This window comes from Paenibacillus sp. FSL P4-0081 (assembly GCF_000758565.1).
Classification (GTDB): domain Bacteria; phylum Bacillota; class Bacilli; order Paenibacillales; family Paenibacillaceae; genus Paenibacillus_AQ; species Paenibacillus_AQ phytohabitans.
The window spans coordinates 5,255,511-5,271,162 of sequence record NZ_CP009280.1; the positions used below are offsets into that span (position 1 = coordinate 5,255,511).

The window sequence follows — 15,652 nt, forward strand, 5'->3', positions numbered from 1 at the left end:
ACCGGAGACGGATTATTAAACCCCGCCTTCTTCAAGCCATTCTGCAATCCGCGGAACGATCTGATCCGTCAGCATATGCTCCATCTTGGGACCGGGCAGCGAATACAGGAAATACTTCCCATAATAAGATTCGATTACCCTGGTATCATATACAATAACGATTCCGCGGTCCTGCGCGGTGCGGACCAGCCGCCCGAAGCCTTGCTTGAAGCGGATTACAGCCTGCGGGACGGACAGCTTCATGAACGGATTCTTCTTCTGTGCCTGGAGCAGCTCCGACTTCGCTTCAGCCAGCGGATGATTAGGCGGCTGGAACGGAAGTCTGACAATGGCCAGACAGGTCAAAGCTTCACCGGGAATGTCTACACCTTCCCAGAAGCTGCTCGTACCCAGCAAGACTGACGCTGTACTGTCCTGGAACCGCCGGATCAGCTTGCTCCGGCTGCCGCCTTCTACGCCTTGTCCAAGCACCGCGATATCCTGCGAAGCCAGGGCCTCCTTCAGCGGATCATAGACCTGGCGCAGCATCTTGTAGGAGGTGAAGAGCACCAGCATCCGCCCGCGGGTAGCCACGGCAGTTTCTGCCAGAGAATGGACCAGTGTATCCACAAAGCGGGCATCCCCTATGCTTCCCTTGACACTCGGGAAATCACGGGGAATGACAAGCAGTGCCTGCTCACGGTATTTGAACGGCGACGGAAGCAGGGCTGTCATCAGACGGCCCTGCTCTGCAGCCTCACCAAGACCGAGATTATCTATCATGAACTGGAATGACTTATCCACAGACAAGGTGGCCGAGGTCAGGATGATACTCTTCTTCTTGTCGAAGAACAGCTCCCTGAGCTGGGTGCTCACATCCACCGGAACGGCATACATCTGCAGCGATTTGCCGCGGTAATTGCCGCTCCCCTCCAGCCAGTAGACGATATTCTCGTCATTCAGTCCCATAAAGAAACGGATCTGCTCCCGGATGGAGGCCAGGTCCTTGAACAACCCGCCGATATCCGTCACAAGACTGTCCGAAGAGGACTGGCTGTCCGTATCACGCATCTCACTGAGCATTTTATCACCCTTGCGGATGATATCACTCAAGCTGAGATGGAGTGTATTCTCCAGAGCAGCCAGCTCCTCCCACTCTTTGGGCTTCTTGCCCGGCTGCAGGCGTGCGACAAGCTGGCCGGCTTCACCGGCTCCGGCATCGCTGCGTTCAGGCAGCAGGCCGAAGAGCTTGTCGCTAAGTGTATCCCAGGACTCCTTGACGGTAAGCAGATCCGGATAGATCCGGTCGATAACACCGCTCCATTCCGAAGCCTGCTCACTGCCGGACGACTGCAGGGTCTGGCGCAGGGCAGGCAGCTGTCCGCTCCGGCTGTCCTTGTACAGACGGGTGAGCGTATGCGCCACGGTGAAATATTTCATCTGCATTCCGAGATGTTTGCCGGCAATGTCCTCCAGATGATGCGCCTCATCAATGATGAGATGCTCGTAAGCCGGAAGCAGCTGATGCCCGGCCTTAACATCTGCGAATAACTTGGAGTGGTTAGTCACCACCACATCGGAAATCCCGGCTTCATGCTTGGCCCGGTGATAATAACATTTCCTGAACCAAGGGCATGAGCGTCCCAGACAAGAGTCGGTATCACTGGCTACGGTCTCCCAGAAATCACCGCCGCGCCCGCTTAAGTTCAGCTCTTCATCATCGCCGGTCTCCGTCTGGGTCAGCCAGACCATCATCTGCGCGGCCGTAAGCGCTTCTTCCCTGGGACTTGTGAAGTCCCTTTTATTAATTCTATGTTCAAACTTACGGAGACACAAATAGTGTCCTCTCCCCTTAAAGATCGCTGCCTTGAACGGAAAGGGCACAACACTCGTCAAAAGAGGGATGTCGCGCTCACGCAGCTGATCCTGGAGGTTGATCGTATGCGTGCTGACCATGACCTTCTGATTACTGCGGACACTGTGATAAATGGCCGGAAGCAGATAGCCCAGCGATTTGCCGGTGCCGGTTCCTGCTTCAATCAGCAGATGCTTATCCTGATCAAGCGCCGTCATGACCTCCTGGATCATCAGTTCCTGGGCTTCACGGCTCTCATATTGCGGAAGGGTGTCCTTCAGACGTTTGGTTACCTCTTCCATATACTCCCCGAAGGTAATATTCTGCAGCGGGTTGTCAGATCCTTCCTCCCGAGGCGGAGCCAGCTCTGCCCAGTCGCCTACAGCAAGGGCCAGCTGCCGGTAGAAGGTCAGGTCTCCTTCCGGCTGGAAGGTCTCCATTTCGCGCTCACGCTGCAGACCATCGAAATACCAGGCCAGGTCACTGTCTTCATCGGCGAACAGCTCATTGAGCCGCTGGATGGTCAGGAGAGGCAGGCTGTCCAGCTCCTCCAGACATTTTAGCAGCACAAGCGCAGTTGCGAGGGCATCACTGTCCGCTTGATGGGGACGCTCATGCGTAAGGCCGAAATGGCTGCTCACGGACCCAAGCTGATACGTGGTCAGCGAGGGAAAGCATATTTTGAGAAAATCGATAGTATCCAGAATCCGGCCCTGAAACGGCAAATAACCGCAGCGGTCCAGCGCATTCTGCAAGAAATGAAAATCAAACGCTACATTATGTCCAACCAGCACAACATCATCGAGCAGCGGCACCAGTTCCATCATCATCTCATCAAGTTCCGGCGCATCCTGCACATCACTGTCTGTAATTCCGGTCAAGCCCGTAATAAAAGGAGGAATGGGTGCTCCGGGCTTGACATAGGAACCATACACCCGGGAGATGGACCTGTCTTCCTCTATAATGGCAAGGCCAACCTGGATGATCTCTCCCACAGATTGGGTTCCCGTAGTTTCAAAATCAAGCACGGCAAATTTCATTATAAGTTCTATTCCCTTTCACTTGAGACTCTTTATCAGCATAACAGAAGTTACGAAAAAAGGCGATGCACACCCCTGGTGAAGTAGGTTGCATCGCTTAAACGGATGAAAATTAATTATAAAAGCGAGACCAGCTGTTGTCCGAACTGAAGCTTCCCGCCCCGCTTGCGGCAAACCTCCAGGTTAATGTTCGGCTCAGGAAGAGCGGGATCATGCAGCAGAGAAAGGCTGAACAGCTCACTTGCTTCATTAAAACGTTCCTGAGAAGCTCTGATGCAGCCAAGCGCATTATAAATCATCGCCTTCAGCTTCGTTTCACGGATGAGGCCGAGCATATGATTCAGATGCCCCCAAGCCGTCTCCCCTTCACCCTCCTGCAGATAAGCCATAGCCAGATACAGCCGGGCAGCCAGACTGTCCGGGTGCCGGGCAGTGACTTCCTTGAACTGTTCGATACATTTGCGGTACATAAGCAGCTTATAATAACCCTGTCCCCTGACAAAAGCATCCATAGCAAGCTCTGGCGCTTCCTCCTCAGGTATTTCCTGCTCCGGCTGCGGCTGAAAATCTGCCTGATTGCGGAACTGGCTAAGCTTCTCGGCAAAGGCCAGCCATTCATCCATTACATCATCGCTGATCCTGTGGAGCATATTATATTTGGATAAAAGGTCGTTGCGGCGGGCACCCTCCGCAGTAGGATAGTCAGCACTGATCTCCTGCAGCATCTTGTTCATCTCAGCAAATAAATGTTGAAACACCGGACATCCCACCCTTACTGATAATGAATTCAGCTTAAGCTTGCCTGACTTCATTTTTCACAAGTCGGGGTGTCTTCATCCCTGCCATTGATTACATGGCTCAAACAGCGGGTTTTAGGCAATCGTCGCGTGAATCTCATGATCCGCCAGCTTCACCGGCTGATTGCCGGCATCTACAAATACAACGGTCGGCTTATGGTCCGCCAGCTCTTCGGATGACAGCATGGCGTAAGAAATAATGATAACGGTATCCCCCGGCTGCACGAGGCGAGCGGCTGCACCGTTCAGACAGATAACGCCGCTGCCGCGCGGGCCCGGGATTACATAGGTTTCCAGCCGGGAACCATTGTTGTTATCCACGATCTGCACTTTCTCGTTCTCCAGCAAATCCGCGGCTTCCATCAGATTCTCATCTATGGTAATGCTGCCGACATAATTCAAATTGGCTTCGGTGACGGTAGCACGGTGAATTTTGGATTTCATCATATGTCTAAACAAGAGCGTGAGCCTCCTTGGGAATAAATACATTATTGTCGATCAGGCGGGTTCTGCCGAATTTCACGGCAAGTGCCATAATCACCTCTCCGCCGGCAGCACTCAGCTTACCGCCGCCTTCCAGGCTCTCCAGATCCGGGAAAGTCAGGATTTCCGCGTAATCGATGACCGCAAGCGGGGATTCAGCAATAACTGAAACCAGCAGCGCCCGGGCCTCCTCCACCGTTCTCACCTTGCCGTTCTCCAGTGCCTGGCGGACTTCGCGCAGGGAACGGGACAACACCAGTGCCTGTCTGCGCTCTTCAGCGCTCAGATAGACATTGCGTGAGCTGAGGGCCAGTCCGTCTTCTTCCCGCACGATCGGGCAGGCGATAATTTCAACATTCATATTCAGGTCCGCCACCATCCGGCGGAGAACAGCTACCTGCTGGGCATCCTTCAATCCGAAGAAGGCATAATCCGGCTGTACAATATTGAACAGCTTGCTGACCACCGTAGTCACTCCGTCGAAGTGACCCGGACGCGAAGCTCCGCAGAGCTGTGTTGTAAGGGAAGACACCGAAACTCCCGTGCGGATCGGCTGAGGGTACATTTCCTCGACACTAGGGATAAACACAATATCCGCACCCTCGCGTTCAGCAAGCGCCAGATCACGCTGCTCATCGCGGGGATAGGAAGCATAATCTTCATTAGGACCAAACTGCAGCGGATTGACAAATATACTCATCACCACTGTGCCGCTCTTCTCACCTGCTGCGCGCAGCAGGCTGGCATGGCCTTCATGCAGATAACCCATGGTAGGTACAAAACCGACCGGCCCATGGCCGCCTTGACGCATATATTCCAGCGCTTCACGCAGCTGTGCAATTGTTCTGATTACTCTCATCTTATTTCGCTCCTTTGCCGGCACCGCCGTATAGGGATTCCAGTACCGTTTCATCCGCGTTAAACACATGTTCCTCCGCCGGGAAGGAGCGGTCTTTCACTTCCCGCACATAGCTGCTGATGCCTTCACGGATCAGACTGCCGACATCGGCATAGGTTTTGACAAACCGTTTCTCCCGGTAAGGGGAGGCATAGCGCAGCACATCATGGAACACCAGCACCTGTCCGTCACAATAGCGGCCCGCACCAATGCCGATGGTCGGAATACTGATTGCCTTGGAGATGGCTGCGGCCACTTCTTCCGTCACCAGTTCAAGCACGATGCCGAAGGCTCCGGCAGCTTCAAGCGCCTTCGCTTCATCGATCAGCCGCTGTGCATCCTTGGCATCCTTGCCCTGGATCCGGTAGCCGCCGATCATATTCACCGATTGCGGAGTCAAGCCGATATGTCCGAGAACAGGCACTCCGGCGGCAACTACAGCGGATACCGCATTGCAGATTTCAAGGCCGCCTTCCATTTTAACGGCATGGGCCTGACCTTCCTGCATCAGCCTGCGCACTCCGCGCAAGGTCTCATCCACACTTCCGTGATAGGTCATAAAAGGCATATCCGCGATGATAAATGTGTTCTGCGCCCCGCGCTTCACCGAACGGGTATGGTAGACCATATCGTCTATGGTAACCGGCAGAGTGGTATCGTAACCAAGCACGACATTCCCGAGCGAGTCGCCTACCAGAATCAGGTCGACGCCTGCCTCCTCAGCCAGGAGGGCCGAAGGATAATCATAAGCGGTCAGCATGCTCAGCGGCACACCTTCCGTTTTCATTTTTTTCATTTTGATAATATTCAGCGGATGTTTCTCAGCCATTAGCTCTCATTCCCCTTTTCCATAAAATACGCGTTACCGCGCAAACAAAAAAACCTTTTAGCATGGTCCGCTAAAAAGGTCCGAAGGGCAAAAAAGAGTCACTCGCGATCGTCCCTTCTGTCTCGGTCCTTACGGCTCAGAGCAGAATCCAACGTAACCGTTACATACAGTTATGAAGGTAAATCCGGTAAAACAACTCTATAAAAGTTCAGTTGCTTAAGTACAGCTCGCCATAGCGATGCCGCCTCTGAAGCTATTATAACAAAATCTGCAGACAATTACACCTAAAAATATGACATAAGGCGGCATGTCTTGACGCTCAGATCATTTCGATTTCCCCTGACAGCACGCTGGTAATCTCACCGGCGCTATTGCGCAGCCGCAGTCCTCCGTTGTCATCCAGACCTACTGCCATGGCTTCGGTGCGGCCTTGCGGCGTATTCACACACACCTGGCGGCCCAGCGTTACCGACATCGACTCCCAGAGCTCCCGAATAGGCCGGAAGCCCTGCTCTATGTATTGAAGGTACAGATATTCGAGCTCAGCCAGCACCGCTTCCGCAAGCCCGGTACGGTCAACGGGAATGCCGCCCCCTTCAATCAGCAGGGAGGTTCCCACCTCCTGCAGTTCAGCCGGGTAATCTTCACGGGTCAGATTAACGGCAATGCCGATTCCGGCTATACAGTAATGAAGGCCGCCTTCCCTAAGGGAGGATTCAAGCAGAATGCCGCAAATTTTGCGTCCGCCGGCCAGCAGATCATTAGGCCACTTGATGCCGGCGGGAACCCCGGTAACCTCACGGATCGCCGTGCAGACAGCTACACCTGCCAGCAGAGTCAGCTGCGGGGTCAGGGACAGCGGGAGATTCGGACGCAGCACCAGGCTCATCCAGATTCCCTTGCCGCGCGGGGAATGCCACTTGCGGCCCATTCTGCCCCGGCCGCCGGTCTGCTCCTCGGCCATGATCGCGGTGCCCTCAGGGGCACCGTTCTCGGCCAGCTTCTTGGCTTCCTCTTGTGTAGACGCCACCGAATCCATCCGTACGATTTCGCCAGGCCAGCTTGAAACGAAGTCCTCCCGCTTCATACGGCCGGACGGCAGCGTATCATCACTCTTCATCTCTATCCATCCTTTGTGCTTCCTGCAGCAATAATTGTTTGTCATTTGCAATGCCGCCGGCTGCGGCAGCCAGCAGCAGCTTGTTCAGCAGCACGCCAAGCCATGGCCCGGGCCGCTTCTGCAGCAATTCTGCCAGCTCGTTGCCCGTCACCGCCAGCTCCGCAAGACTGCGGAGCGGCATAGCTGCGGTCCAGGAGCGCAGGATCCGGGCTTGGACCGTGGCGTAAACGGGCTGCTGCCCGGCGGCGGGGCTGAGGACTGGAGGCACAGTGGCGGCAGGACCGAGGGCATCCTCCGCCGCCGCAAGCAGCGTCAGCCACCCTTCGGCGGCTGACTGGCCATGGGCCAGCACGGCGGCGATCCACCGCCGCCGCAGGCCCTCCGTGGCGCCTGGAGCATCCGGCGCCACCGAAGACAGCGCCGCGTCCCAGGCTTCGCGGACGCGCAGTACGGCGACGACGCTGCTGCGCGTCGCCCCCGGGAACGTCCATGCCCGCAGGAGCTCATCCGCCGCAGCGGCGGACGATCCCAGGGCATGCAGCAGGAGCGCCCACCGCAGGCGGGCGTCCTGCAGGTTCCCCAGACCGGCTGTACGGGCGGCGGCTGCCGCCAGGTCACTGCCGGTCCAGGGGAACGGCGCCTTGCCGCGCGGCAGCAGGCCGCTGCGCAGCAAGAGTGCCAGCCCGCGCTGCGGATGCGGGCCCTCTACGATGCGCTCGACCTCCGCGCGCACCCGCTCCACAGCAATATGCGCCAGCTTATCCCGCTGGCGCATCAGGCCGCGCCACGTATTCTTGGCGATGGCGAAATCCAGCACGGAGGCGAAGCGCACACAGCGCAGCATCCGCAGCGCATCCTCGCCGAAGCGTTCCTCCGCCTGGCCCACACAGCGGATACGGCGGAGCTGAAGATCCCGCTCACCGCCAAAGGGATCAATCAGCGCACCATTAAGCCCGGAGCACATGGCGTTGATCGTGAAATCGCGGCGGCGGAGGTCCTCCTTCACATCGCTCACAAAAAAGACGTGCTCCGGACGGCGGTGATCGGCATAGCCGCTCTCCGTCCGGTACGTCGTAACTTCAAAGCTATAACCATTCTGCAGCACAGTAACCGTGCCATGAGCCAGCCCGGTAGGAACACAGCGCGGAAACAGGGCCATAACCTCCTCCGGCAGTGCAGAGGTGGTAATGTCCATGTCATGCACCGGTCTGCCCAGCAGTTCATCGCGCAGGCAGCCGCCCACGAAATAAGCTTCATGCCCACCCGCCAGCAGACCGGTAATGACGGTGCCGGCGGCTTCCGCCATGCCGGATGATGCCATTGTCCATTCCATGCCTTACTCCTTACCCCCGGATAGGATCCAGTCCGAGTACCTTGCGTCCAAGCACGCGGTAATATATATCTTCGTATTGATTCGTAATCATATCTCTGCTGAAATCATGACAGGCCCGTTCCAGACAGGCGCGTCTGAAGCTCTCTGCCATCGCGTCGTCCGAGAGCAGCTGAACCGCATAATCAGCCATAGTCTGAGTATCGCCTACCGGCGCGAGGAATCCGGTTTTGCCATGCTGAATCAGCTCTGGAATCCCGCCGGTCTGGGACCCGATGGTCGGAACGCCGCAAGCCATCGCCTCCAGGGCAACGAGCCCGAAGCTCTCCTTCTCCGAAGGGAGCAGCAGCAGATCAGCCAGTGAAATCACCTGGGCAATTTCATCCTGCTTACCCAGAAACCGCACTTTGTCCTCCAGGCCCATCTCGCTGATTTTGGCCTGAATCTTCGGCAGATCAGGCCCTTCCCCCACCAGAAGCAGACGTGAAGGCAGATGTTTATTCACCTTCGCGAATACATCCACCACATCACTTACCCTTTTAACCGGACGGAAGTTGCTGATATGCATCAGGATTTTTTCATCCGGAGCAGCGTAGTCACCGCGCAGGTCCGTTACATCGCGTGGATAATACACCCGTTTGTCCACGAAATTATAGGTCAGATCAATTTCCCGTGTAATATCAAGCGCCTTACGTGTTTCCTTGATGAGATCCTGGGAGACGGCAGTCACCGCATCACTCTCGTTAATGCCCAGGCGGATCAGATCCTTCAGGGATTCATCCTGGCCCAGTACAGTAATATCTGTGCCATGCAGGGTCGTAACCACTTTAATGTCGTTGCCAAGGATCTGCTTGGCCAGAAAAGCACAGACCGCATGCGGCACCGCATAATGGACGTGGAACAAGTCCAGCTTCTGCATCTTGGCTACCTGGGCCATCTTGGTCGCCAGTGCCAGATCATAAGGCGGATAACGGAACACATAATAATCGTTAACCTCTACCTCATGATAAAATATATTTTTTTGAAACGTTCCCAGCCGGAACGGGATGCTGTGTGTAATAAAGTGGACCTCGTGGCCCTTCTCGGCCAAAAGCTTGCCCAGTTCAGTCGCCACTACGCCCGAGCCGCCAAGAGACGGATAACAAGTGATGCCTATCTTCAGCCGGTCCATAGCTCCGCCCCTTCATTTTACATAAATCTATTACTTCAAGTAATGACATGAATTTATTATAGTTGTTTTTCGGGCTTTTTCAAATCTGAGCCTTATTTACCAGCAGCACCGAAGTAATCCACCGTATGCGGCACCTTGCCGGCGAACCCTTCTGCATAAGGAATGAGCCTCCGCTGTCCGAGCAGCATATCTCTCGAACGGACGCGCTCGATATACCCTTCTGTTAAAGGAGTCTTCACAGCATCCTCACCAGGGAGTATGCCAAATTGCGACCGGTAGCAGGATAACGCCTGCTCTTTGAGCGGATATTGTTCCGTTACATCGACAATCAGATCGGTACGGCCCAGATCGTTAATGAAATAGAAATATAATTGCGGTTCAGGGATAGAAGGCATGTCCGGCATATACTTACGCAGCTTGGCGTTAAATACGGCCTCTTCCACCAGCTTGCTGCACGCAATATGATCCGGGTGCCTGTCCTCCCAGTAAGGGGCGAACACGATGGAAGGGGCATAGCGGCGGATTTCTGCAGTTACTGCCGCCAGATGGTGCTCTGTCATATAGAGCCCCCGGTCAGGAAGTCCCAGATTCGTACGTACCGCAGCCCCCAACATGTCTGCAGCCTGCTGAGCCTCAAGTTTACGAAGCTCCACCGTTCCGTTCGAAGACATTTCCGCCTGTGTCAGATCACACATCCCCACTTTGAAGCCGGCAGCAGTGTGCTTGGCGATGGTTCCCGCCATGCCGATCTCCGCATCATCGGCATGAGCGCCGAATACCAGAATGTCGAGTTTCATTATTCATCCACACCCGGTTTGTATTTATGTACCAGCTCGCGCCAGCCGAAATCTCCGCGGTCGATTGCCTTTACCAGAATTTCAGCTGTGGCAATATTGGTAGCCACCGGGATTCCATATACATCACACAGACGGAGCAGTGCCGTGATATCCGGTTCATGCGGCTGTGCCATAAGCGGATCGCGCAGGAAAATAATCAAATCAAGCTCATCCGTTGCCACCATGGAGCCAATCTGCTGATCTCCGCCCAGCGGGCCGGACATATAGCGGTGAATGACGAGTTTGGTTGCTTCCATGATCCGTTGTCCTGTCGTTCCGGTGGAATATAATTGATGCCCTTCAAAAACATGCTCATAGGCGGTTACGAAATTCACCATCTCATCTTTTTTGCGGTCATGTGCGATAAATGCGATTTTTAACATGTTGCTCTCCCCCGTCTATTCTATAAAATGCTCAAATCCGTAAATCAAACCGGTATACCCCATCACCTTCTGGATTCCCATCTTGACTCCCGGCATATACCCGGCACGCTCGTATGAATCATGGCGGATCTTAAGCGACTGTCCAAACCCGCCGAATACCACTTCCTCCTGGGCAAAAACCCCGGGAAGACGTACGCTATGAATCCGGAACCCGTTGTAGTAACCGCCGCGCGATCCCTCAATAATCTCTTCTTCCCCCGGGTGTCCCTGGCGAAGCTCCTGCCGTGCCTCAGAGATCATCTCTGCCGTTTTAATGGCTGTTCCTGATGGCGCATCCAGCTTCTGGTCTCCATGATACTCGATTATCTCCAGGTGCGGGAAATATTTGGCAGCCTGGGCCGCAAATTTCATTAGAAGAATGGCTCCGATGGAGAAGTTCGGTGCAATGAGTCCGCCGATCTCCTGATCCTGGCATTGCTTGTCCAGCTCGGCGATCTGTTCAGGCGTAAATCCGGTAGTCCCGATCACCGGACGAACGCCATATTTGATGGCCAGGGCAGTATTGCTGTAGGCTGACTGCGGAATGGTAAAGTCCACCAGCACATCTGCAGCAGCTCCTGCAAGAGCTGCCTCCAGGTCCGAAGTAACCCGAACACCACTATCCTCAAGGCCAACCATCCGGCCGGCATCGCTGTCGCCCGCAGAGCGGTCGACAGCGGCTGCCAGCTCCAGTTCATCATCCTGCAGTACCAGCTTCACAACTTCTTTGCCCATTCTTCCTCCGGCTCCGGAGACAATAACCCTGATCTTGTCGCTCAAATTAATTCCTCCCCGCTTTCCCTGGCTCTGATATTATTGTATATATTTTTGCAGCGATTTCTGCAGATCCTTCATCAGCTGACGCAGACCGGTATCATCCGGGTGCAGCGACATCACTTCTTTCAGTACAGCTATCGCCTGCAGATGCTCGTTCATCCGGCTGTGTGCAATAGCCAGCCATACATAAGCATCCCCATATAAGGGGTCCAGCGATACCGCTTCTTTCAGCAAGGTAACCGGATGGTATGGATTCACCGGCACCGCCGCCTCATCCTCCAGCAGCCGTTTCGCTTCCTGCACGAGCTGCAGCGCCTGCAAATGCTGAAGGTGCAGATCATATTCCGGTTTGGAACCATCCAGTTTGCGTGCGGCTACAGCGTGTTCAAGCGCCTTCTCCAGCATTCCGCTGCGGGCATAGGTGATGGAGCAGCGGTACCTTACCTCAGCATCATCCGGACTTGCCGCAATGGCCGCTTCGAACAGAGTGATGGCCTCAGCGAAGTCACTGCGCAGAATAGAGCGGTATGCCGCTTTTACATAGTCGTTATGATTCATATCCTCACCATCCTCACGGCTAAATCCCGTTCGTTTGGTACAGCATATGTAGTAAAGGCCTAATCGGTGTTTTTGAGTGTCCAGCGCCCGGCATCGCGGGTATTGAACTTGTGCATAACCTTGTTATGGGCTTCAGTAAGGTCTATGCCCAGTGAATTGGCGAAACAAACGGTAATGAAGAGAATGTCGCCCAGCTCCAGCTCGATCGAGTTATCGGCTTCATCCGCTTTTTTCGGTTTCTCGCCAAACTGATGGTTTACCTCCCGCGCCAGCTCTCCGACTTCCTCGGACATCCGGGCCAGCATGGACAGCGGGCTGAAATAGCCTTCTTTAAACTGTGAGATATACTGATCAACCTCACGCTGAATGTCACTAAGACTTTTATCCATAAATTGTTGTTTCACCCCCCGTATGTTCTTGCCTTCTGTTTGCCCCTATGTTATCGTAAAGACGTTTTGAAGACAAATCTTTTTTAAAAGTCTTTGTGGATTTGCGGCTGTATCCGTGAGAATAACTACCTATAAACTGCCCATTAGAGGCATACGCGAGGGATTATATGAAATCGTCAATTAAATTCAGCACCATCAGCAAAACCATTGCCCCCATCATGCTGGGAGCTGCAATCTACGCCTTCGGACTTCTGTACTTCATTGTACCCAATCAGCTGATGGAAGGCGGAGTCACCGGGATTACCATCCTGCTCAACTACGCCTTTAGCATACCGATCTTTTTGACCACACTGCTGCTGAATCTCCCGCTCTTCCTGCTTGGCTGGAAGGTGCTGGGGGCGAATCAGATCGTCTACACAGGCGTCGGTATCGGCGCCCTGTCGTTTTTCCTCTGGCTGTTCGAACGAATGATTAATGCAGGCTGGATTGTAACGTTCAGTACGGAGCATGATTTTATTCTTGCTTCATTATATGCCGGGGTAACACTGGGGCTGGGACTGGGGATCGTCTTCCGTTTCGGCGGCACCACCGGCGGGGTAGATATTGTAGCGCGGATTCTCGGACGCAAGTTCGGCTGGAGTATGGGACAGATTATCCTGGCAGTTGATGTGATCATTATTGGCGCTTCCCTGCTCTATATCCCCCGTGAAAAAATATTGTACACCCTGGTCGCCGTCTTCATTGCTTCACGTGTCATTGATTTCATTCAAGAGGGGGCTTATGCCGCCAAAGCGTTCACCATCATCAGTGATGATGCTCCGCAGATTGCCGAGCTGATTACCGCAGAGATGGAACGCGGCGTCACATTGATCCCGGCGATCGGAGCCTATTCCAAACAGGCCAAACATATGGTGTACTGCGTTGTTTCCAGACAGGAAATCCGCCGGCTCAGCCTGCTGGTCAAGTCTGTTGACCCTAAGGCCTTCGTCATTATCAGCGACGTTCATGATGTGCACGGTGAGGGCTTCCGGGAGACCTGATTAGCTGAGGGGAAGCTGTTAACATGAAATCCTGTACATAGTACAACATTCCCCTTATAATCTTGACCATAATCCGAAATTGTTGTATAAAAGGCAACAATCCGCCTTCTCCAGGCGGATAAGCAGTGGAATTCTTGTATTCCATACAACAATCTTCCCGAATACACTGGTATATTGATATTCAAGTTGTAATATGTACAACATTTTTGTTTACACTGTGCAAACCTGAGGAATTCAGGTTCCGTCAGCAACATTGTACTTACTTCGTTAGTTGCAGTTTCAAATGTACTCAAAAAGCTCCCTTCATCCGCCTCAGCGGGAAGGGAGCTTTTGTGAGTATTGAGGATTCATACACCTGAGGGAAAGAACACCAGCTTCAGCGAATGCCACCCTCCCGGCTATACAGCCTTCCAATCGCCGTTCTGGCCCCGGTACTTGCGGTAAGCGGCGTAGGCCAGCACGGTAAGGATGAACGCGCCTGCCAGCAGCCCCCAGGCCCCGTACTGCTGCGGGGCGAGCGGCAGCGACAAGGCCGGCTCATCGCGCTCTTTGCCGAACATGACCCGGGCTGCATCCTGCCCGTAAGACACAATCTCCAGCAGCCGGGCCCGTTCCACCGGCTGCGCTGAGGTGGCGATCCCCTGGGCATACGAGATCCAGGAATCAAACGTATTGACAGCCTCGGGCGGCCGGGAGATGATCACCGCAGGCCGGATATTATCGTACCGGCTCTGCAGTCTGGCCAGAGCGGCCTTCCAGCTCTTCAGATCATTAGCGGCAGCGCCTTGCTCCATATTATTCAGATCCTCGCGGACCAGCTTGTAATACTGTAGCCACATGGGCTGTCGGGGGTGATTCAGACTGTTCGCGGCGAGCCGGAGCCTGGCTGCGGCAGCTTCCCACCGCTGGGGAGAAGCCTCTACAGCAGCCACTGCAGACTTCATGTCCATAATCACTGTAGAGAGCGCATGGATTCCCTCTACCGATGTCAACCCTTCGAAGGAAGAGGAGATAAAAATCTGCGAGATTTCCTCACTCTCCTGCCTAGCCTTGACCACATCACCTTCAAGCACATAAGCATATAGGGCTTCGGCTGCCTGCTCCAGCCGCTGCGCCCCGCTTCTGCCGGTGAGGGCAGCGGGATCACTGACGGTGAATCCTGTTGCCTCTATGTATGCTTCAGTTCCAGAATTGGCACCAGCCGCCGCCGCTTCCGCTCCGGCCAGAACCCTACCTCCATTCATGCCAGCCAGCAGCCAGCACAACACAATCCCTGACAGTATGAACCTTCTCCTGCGCGGCATGAGACATCCCTCCCACCTTAATGTATGGCGGAAGGACAAGAGTTAGAACAGCCTGTCAGTGCCTCTCAGCAGGTTTGCCCGGAAGTGCAGTACGCCTTGTCCTGCCGCCGAATAACCACGCGGCAGCTGTGCTGAACAAGGTAAGGCCCATGGTGAAATACTGTACGGCACTGACATCATCATCCAGCACTGATGGCAGCCACGGAAATACGCCTTCAGAATAATCCACCATATCATTCGCGAAAGTCCATAACAGCGCAACGGGCAGCATTCTGCGGAAGGAGAAGTAGCGGGCATAGATCAGTGCTTCAACCGCCATTCCGGTATGAGAAATCATCAGCATCCAGTCTTTCCAGTTGACCGTATCGCCCTGATAACCGCCGGCCACAATCATGCTGACCGCCCAGATGCCGTATTTCACCGATGTGACTACGGCCAGCGCCTCGATCAGCTGACGAACCAAGGTTCCCGTAAGCCCCTTCGGCGGGTAGAGCAGCAGCAATAATGCAATTGTAAAGAACAGGCTGGCCGTAGGACTGTCCGGAACAAAGGGCAAGAGCCAGACAGGATAATTCTCAGCCGTGAACGCAAGCTGATTGCCATACCACATGTATCCGTAAACCGTACCCAGAAGATTCACGATGAACAACAGCCAGATGATCCTTCTGTCCCTGAATAATCTGTCAAACCAATGAACCGGCATATAGACAACTTCCTCCCGACTGTAGCAGCTTCAATGCTAAAACAAGTAGATACGGCCCTGCTGTCCTTTATAGGACGGACTCCGTATCGGCGAGGAATATAAGGATAAAGTATACCGTAAA

Annotated in this window: 16 protein-coding genes; 1 reads left to right on the top strand and 15 read right to left on the bottom strand. The window is 54.3% G+C overall.

Annotated features, from left to right (window positions below; all coding sequences use genetic code 11):
• Nucleotides 1-15: 15 nt before the first annotated feature.
• From dinG to P40081_RS22600, 13 genes are all read right to left on the bottom strand, one after another.
• Nucleotides 16-2,874: an ATP-dependent DNA helicase DinG gene (gene dinG / locus P40081_RS22540; RefSeq protein ID WP_042138596.1), complete on the bottom strand. Its 2,859-nt coding sequence runs from the start codon at nt 2,872-2,874 to the stop codon at nt 16-18.
• Between the two features lie 116 nt (nt 2,875-2,990).
• A complete protein-coding gene (locus P40081_RS22545; protein WP_042138598.1) occupies nt 2,991-3,632 on the bottom strand; it encodes a tetratricopeptide repeat protein in 642 nt (213 codons plus the stop codon).
• Between the two features lie 114 nt (nt 3,633-3,746).
• Nucleotides 3,747-4,130 carry an aspartate 1-decarboxylase gene (gene panD / locus P40081_RS22550; RefSeq protein ID WP_042138599.1) on the bottom strand — a complete coding sequence of 128 codons (384 nt, stop codon included), beginning with the start codon at nt 4,128-4,130 and terminating at the stop codon, nt 3,747-3,749.
• Nucleotides 4,123-5,013: a pantoate--beta-alanine ligase gene (gene panC, locus P40081_RS22555; RefSeq protein ID WP_042138600.1), complete on the bottom strand. Its 891-nt coding sequence runs from the start codon at nt 5,011-5,013 to the stop codon at nt 4,123-4,125. The genes panD and panC overlap by 8 nt, the downstream gene beginning before the upstream one ends.
• Nucleotide 5,014: 1 nt before the next feature.
• Entirely contained in the window at nt 5,015-5,881 is an 867-nt protein-coding gene (gene panB, locus P40081_RS22560) for a 3-methyl-2-oxobutanoate hydroxymethyltransferase (protein WP_039308791.1), read from the bottom strand.
• A gap of 319 nt (nt 5,882-6,200) precedes the next feature.
• Nucleotides 6,201-7,001 carry a biotin--[acetyl-CoA-carboxylase] ligase gene (locus tag P40081_RS22565; RefSeq protein WP_052421944.1) on the bottom strand — a complete coding sequence of 267 codons (801 nt, stop codon included), beginning with the start codon at nt 6,999-7,001 and terminating at the stop codon, nt 6,201-6,203.
• Nucleotides 6,991-8,334, bottom strand: a complete 1,344-nt coding sequence (locus P40081_RS22570) for a CCA tRNA nucleotidyltransferase (RefSeq protein WP_052421945.1) — start codon at nt 8,332-8,334, stop codon at nt 6,991-6,993. Before P40081_RS22570 ends, P40081_RS22565 begins: the two co-directional genes overlap by 11 nt.
• A gap of 10 nt (nt 8,335-8,344) precedes the next feature.
• Entirely contained in the window at nt 8,345-9,502 is a 1,158-nt protein-coding gene (gene bshA, locus P40081_RS22575; protein WP_042138601.1) for an N-acetyl-alpha-D-glucosaminyl L-malate synthase BshA, read from the bottom strand.
• Between the two features lie 92 nt (nt 9,503-9,594).
• Nucleotides 9,595-10,299 carry a bacillithiol biosynthesis deacetylase BshB1 gene (gene bshB1, locus P40081_RS22580; RefSeq protein WP_042138603.1) on the bottom strand — a complete coding sequence of 235 codons (705 nt, stop codon included), beginning with the start codon at nt 10,297-10,299 and terminating at the stop codon, nt 9,595-9,597.
• On the bottom strand, nt 10,299-10,721 hold the full coding sequence (gene mgsA, locus P40081_RS22585) for a methylglyoxal synthase (RefSeq protein WP_039309895.1): 423 nt from the start codon (nt 10,719-10,721) through the stop codon (nt 10,299-10,301). Before mgsA ends, bshB1 begins: the two co-directional genes overlap by 1 nt.
• 15 nt (nt 10,722-10,736) lie before the next feature.
• Nucleotides 10,737-11,540, bottom strand: a complete 804-nt coding sequence (dapB, locus tag P40081_RS22590) for a 4-hydroxy-tetrahydrodipicolinate reductase (protein ID WP_042138605.1) — start codon at nt 11,538-11,540, stop codon at nt 10,737-10,739.
• Nucleotides 11,541-11,573: 33 nt separating this feature from the next.
• On the bottom strand, nt 11,574-12,095 hold the full coding sequence (locus P40081_RS22595) for a tetratricopeptide repeat protein (RefSeq protein ID WP_042138606.1): 522 nt from the start codon (nt 12,093-12,095) through the stop codon (nt 11,574-11,576).
• A gap of 59 nt (nt 12,096-12,154) precedes the next feature.
• On the bottom strand, nt 12,155-12,484 hold the full coding sequence (locus P40081_RS22600; protein WP_039309889.1) for a nucleotide pyrophosphohydrolase: 330 nt from the start codon (nt 12,482-12,484) through the stop codon (nt 12,155-12,157).
• A gap of 167 nt (nt 12,485-12,651) precedes the next feature.
• Between P40081_RS22600 and P40081_RS22605 the strand changes: the two genes are divergently transcribed.
• Nucleotides 12,652-13,524, top strand: a complete 873-nt coding sequence (locus P40081_RS22605) for a YitT family protein (RefSeq protein WP_042138607.1) — start codon at nt 12,652-12,654, stop codon at nt 13,522-13,524.
• A gap of 398 nt (nt 13,525-13,922) precedes the next feature.
• Here the strand turns inward: P40081_RS22605 and P40081_RS22610 are convergent, their stop codons facing one another.
• On the bottom strand, nt 13,923-14,828 hold the full coding sequence (locus P40081_RS22610; RefSeq protein ID WP_052421946.1) for a sporulation protein YpjB: 906 nt from the start codon (nt 14,826-14,828) through the stop codon (nt 13,923-13,925).
• A 55-nt stretch (nt 14,829-14,883) separates the two neighbouring features.
• On the bottom strand, nt 14,884-15,531 hold the full coding sequence (locus P40081_RS22615; RefSeq protein WP_042138608.1) for a DUF1405 domain-containing protein: 648 nt from the start codon (nt 15,529-15,531) through the stop codon (nt 14,884-14,886).
• Nucleotides 15,532-15,652: the final 121 nt, after the last annotated feature.

Excerpts from the sequence above, each read along its gene's own strand:
- dinG (WP_042138596.1), bottom strand. The coding sequence starts at position 2,874 with ATGAAATTTGCCGTGCTTGATTTTGAAACTACGGGAACCCAATCTGTG.
- panC (WP_042138600.1), bottom strand. The coding sequence starts at position 5,013 with ATGAGAGTAATCAGAACAATTGCACAGCTGCGTGAAGCGCTGGAATAT.
- panB (WP_039308791.1), bottom strand. The coding sequence starts at position 5,881 with ATGGCTGAGAAACATCCGCTGAATATTATCAAAATGAAAAAAATGAAA.
- P40081_RS22565 (WP_052421944.1), bottom strand. The coding sequence starts at position 7,001 with ATGAAGAGTGATGATACGCTGCCGTCCGGCCGTATGAAGCGGGAGGAC.
- P40081_RS22570 (WP_052421945.1), bottom strand. The coding sequence starts at position 8,334 with ATGGAATGGACAATGGCATCATCCGGCATGGCGGAAGCCGCCGGCACC.
- bshA (WP_042138601.1), bottom strand. The coding sequence starts at position 9,502 with ATGGACCGGCTGAAGATAGGCATCACTTGTTATCCGTCTCTTGGCGGC.
- bshB1 (WP_042138603.1), bottom strand. The coding sequence starts at position 10,299 with ATGAAACTCGACATTCTGGTATTCGGCGCTCATGCCGATGATGCGGAG.
- mgsA (WP_039309895.1), bottom strand. The coding sequence starts at position 10,721 with ATGTTAAAAATCGCATTTATCGCACATGACCGCAAAAAAGATGAGATG.
- P40081_RS22595 (WP_042138606.1), bottom strand. The coding sequence starts at position 12,095 with ATGAATCATAACGACTATGTAAAAGCGGCATACCGCTCTATTCTGCGC.
- P40081_RS22600 (WP_039309889.1), bottom strand. The coding sequence starts at position 12,484 with ATGGATAAAAGTCTTAGTGACATTCAGCGTGAGGTTGATCAGTATATC.
- P40081_RS22605 (WP_042138607.1), top strand. The coding sequence starts at position 12,652 with ATGAAATCGTCAATTAAATTCAGCACCATCAGCAAAACCATTGCCCCC.
- P40081_RS22610 (WP_052421946.1), bottom strand. The coding sequence starts at position 14,828 with ATGCCGCGCAGGAGAAGGTTCATACTGTCAGGGATTGTGTTGTGCTGG.
- P40081_RS22615 (WP_042138608.1), bottom strand. The coding sequence starts at position 15,531 with ATGCCGGTTCATTGGTTTGACAGATTATTCAGGGACAGAAGGATCATC.